Raw genomic sequence first — 2,841 nt, forward strand, 5'->3', positions numbered from 1 at the left:
GGTCCCCTTGCGGGGGGTTCTGAAGGGGGGCGGAGCCGCCCCTTTCTTTCTTGCCTTAAAGTATAGTTACCATGAAATATAAAGAGGATACGAATATAGCTTGACAACGGGGACTTGTTATGTTAGATTTAAGTATAAGCACCTCGTTCCTCCCCTAAACTGCTGCTCATCACCCAGTGGGCAGCAGTTACTTATCGCAGGTGAATTACAGGCGGCACAACAAAAGGCGTGCATAAGGCGTGCATAAAAAAAGGCGCACATATAAACTTCTATCAGGAGGTAAGATGAAACGATTCATCGTGGCATTGATGTTGACTCTGGGTCTGGTTGGGTGTACTGCCCATGTGGCCCCCGATGGTACGACACACGTAACGACTGATGGTGTTATCTTGGTACCAGGGCCGCCAGGGCATCCAGTGCCACCAGGAAAACCATTGCCGCCAGGGCATCCGATTCCACCAGGACATCAGGTACCGCCAGGGCATCCGGTTCCGCTAGAGCCACCACCACCACTGCGTTAACAATTACAGTGGCTACTGCAGATAAAGCACTGGCCAGATAACTCTGAGGCAAACTGAAGAGGGCAGTTTAGACAACAACTGCCCTTTTTAGTCAACGTCAATGCCCCTGAGGTAGTGTCAGCGGAGGCGGCGTAAATCTTGGAACCGGAGGTGTCGGTTTTGATGACTGCGGAGGCGGAGTTGGTATGTTTACAGCAGGAGGTGGAGTTGCCGGGGGCGGAGTTGGCCTTGCCGGAGGTGGAGTCGGGGCTACATGTACCGGCGGCGGAGTTGGCCTCGTATACACTGGTGGTGGTACCACTACAGTCGGTGGGGGTGGAGTTACCGTTCTTCCGGGTGGTGGCGGTGGTAGTATGTCACGTCCTGGCGGTGGTGGCTCCTGTGGTTGTGGTGGGACAGGCAAACGTGGCCGTTCCCCTCTGGGGGGTGGCACAGGGTCAGGATCAAACACTGGTGGAAGCGGCGGCACCTTAACGGGTGGTGGTGGTGGTGGCAGCGGTACTTTCACAGGCGGCATCCCTGGGGGGATAACGGGAGGTAGTGGTCTGTCTGTCAGTGCCTCTATGTCGCGCACTATGTTATCGAGCCTTGATGACAGAAGCTCTCGTTCTTCGTATCTGAGAAACCTCTTTGAGCGTTCCTTTCTTTCAGCTTCAGCCCTGACGTTGTCAATCCGGCGCTGGAAGTTACTGACCTGCTTGTGTGAAAGCCATCCACCATCGGCAGCCTCCTCAAGCACCCGCTGGGTATGCAGCAGCTTCTCCTCTATGACCGAATCTCTCAACTCATAGGCCAATACCCCATCAACCGTTAATAACATCAGTACAAGTGTCGCCATCAGCGATACAACCACGATAGAATATCTTTTGTTTAAAATCTCAATCACCTCCTTCTTTTTTGGGATAGCAGTTCTGTCATAATTTAGATGCTATATGGTACAACTGTCATCGTATGCTTGTCAACAAGTCAATCAGCAGGGCAATCGCATTTGACCGTAAGAGAAAAAAGGGGCGGCTCGCCCCTTTTATGCCGGGGGTCGCTGACCCCTCGCTGACCCCTTGACCCCTTCCCTTGGTCAATCAGGCAGACATTGTTGCCGTGATGATAAACCTCTGTATATCGGTGGTGGGTATGGTGAGTTGCTCAACGTGCAGGGCGTCTGTGTTGAGGCCGATGAGTTCCTTTTCGTAGCCTTTGCCCTTGCTGAGGAGCATGACGCCACGTGGTTTTACTAGGGCAGCGGTCTTTGTCAGGAAGGCATCAACCGAAAAGAGCGACCTCACTACCGCAGCGTCGTATGTACCCCCCGGGATGACAGGGATGTCCTCGACCCTGCCCTGGAGTACGGTGACGTTAGGCAGGGATAGCGTTGCGACCATATGTCTGAGAAATGCGACCTTTTTACCAGTTGGTTCCAGCAGGCACAGCGACAACTCCGGTCTGACCAGTTTCATGGGGATACCCGGAAAACCCGCACCGCTACCTACGTCTATTACGCTGCGTGCATCGGGTGGGAGGCATCTCAGGTACAGGAGCGAATCAAGAAAGTGTCGCCGGACAATATCGGCGTCCTCGGTGATAGCGGTGAGGTTATGTATGCGACTCCACCTCTTAAGCTCCACGAGATAGACGCCAAAGGCCTCCAGCAGCCACTGCGTAGCAGGAATCGCCAAGGCCGTCAACCCCTCTCTAAGGATCGATATCGGTAACAGGTCGGTTGGCATTACAAACAGCGTAGCACGTACCCCAGGAAATAGTCAACACAAAGGCACTGGGATGATCTGTTCTCCGTTGCCAGATTAACAACGAACCCCTCCCACCACCTGACTGCTCCTCCCCTTGGGGGTGGGGTTGCATAACTGTACGAACTTACGATAGAATAAAAGATGCAGCTTGCAGATATCAGACGCAATATATACCCAACTAAATGGAATTTGCAAAAGAATCATAGCCCTTATAACAAGTAAAGAACAATTGTCATTCCTGCGAAAGCAGGAATCTATGCGTCTTTTATGGCCGTATGGAATGGATTCCCGACTGCGCGGGAATGACAAAAATTTTGCAAATCTGATTTATCTTGGTATAGCGTTTAAGAAGATATTTGGCAATGAAGCCAAGAAAGGAGATGATTAGTTATGCTGGAATTTGACCGTATTACCTTTGATCCCAAGATTATGGGCGGCAGGGCCTGTATAAGAGGGATGCGTATCCCTGTTTCGGTCATCGTGGGGCAGATTGCCCACGGTGCAACATCCGATGAAGTGCTGGCCGACTATCCCGACCTCGAACCTCACGATATCCGTCAAGCCCTTGAATATGC

At 52.2% G+C, this 2,841-nt stretch carries 3 protein-coding genes; 1 reads left to right on the forward strand and 2 read right to left on the reverse strand.

The window, feature by feature from the left end; genetic code table 11:
* Window positions 1-618: 618 nt before the first annotated feature.
* Window positions 619-1,407, reverse strand: a complete 789-nt coding sequence (locus HWQ67_RS15595; protein WP_218253609.1) for a hypothetical protein — start codon at window positions 1,405-1,407, stop codon at window positions 619-621.
* A gap of 193 nt (window positions 1,408-1,600) precedes the next feature.
* A complete protein-coding gene (gene rsmG / locus HWQ67_RS15600; RefSeq protein WP_218253610.1) occupies window positions 1,601-2,245 on the reverse strand; it encodes a 16S rRNA (guanine(527)-N(7))-methyltransferase RsmG in 645 nt (214 codons plus the stop codon).
* Window positions 2,246-2,656: 411 nt separating this feature from the next.
* Between rsmG and HWQ67_RS15605 the strand changes: the two genes are divergently transcribed.
* On the forward strand, window positions 2,657-2,841 hold a 185-nt coding region (locus tag HWQ67_RS15605), incomplete at its 3' end, for a DUF433 domain-containing protein (RefSeq protein ID WP_218253611.1).

The sequence above is a fragment of the Candidatus Magnetobacterium casense genome (genome assembly GCF_019173545.1).
Taxonomy (GTDB): domain Bacteria; phylum Nitrospirota; class Thermodesulfovibrionia; order Thermodesulfovibrionales; family Magnetobacteriaceae; genus Magnetobacterium; species Magnetobacterium cryptolimnobacter.